Source organism: Neisseria sp. P0022.S009 (genome assembly GCF_051956675.1).
Lineage (GTDB): Bacteria > Pseudomonadota > Gammaproteobacteria > Burkholderiales > Neisseriaceae > Neisseria.
Genome location: NZ_JBQCXE010000069.1, coordinates 1 through 445 on the forward strand (window position 1 = coordinate 1; position 445 = coordinate 445).

The following is a 445-nucleotide window of genomic DNA, read 5'->3' on the forward strand; positions in this document are numbered from 1 at the left end:
CCACCAAACCGGCCACTTGAACAAAAGTAATTTCACGACCTGAAGCCGTAGTCGCCAACACCGCATTGCGTTCGTTTTCCGTGCTGGCTTTGTCCAAATCCGCATTCACGAATTTGCCTTTGTTATAGACCACTTTCGTTACCGTACAATCGGCAGGCGATTTTTGCGAATGCACGTTGAACACGTTCATAAAAATACTGATTTTCAAAGCATCGACATCACGATACGGATCGCGTGCGCGCTCAACCACCACGATACGGCCGTCAACAGGGCTCAACACCGCTTCAGGATTTTGCGGAATCTCACGCGCAGGGTCACGGAAAAACTGCAAAGCAAATACAGTAAACACCCAAAACGGCAAAGACCACCAGCCGCAGCACATCGACACCAGCAGGCTCAAAGCCAAACCGCCGCCGATAATCGGCCAGCCCTCACGGGCGATAAT

The 445-nt window shown here is 51.2% G+C and carries 1 protein-coding gene; it reads right to left on the reverse strand.

What is annotated here, in order from left to right; genetic code table 11:
• Positions 1-445 (reverse strand): phosphatidylserine decarboxylase (locus ACTHUG_RS11480; protein WP_440422300.1); only part of this gene is annotated, 445 nt, incomplete at both ends.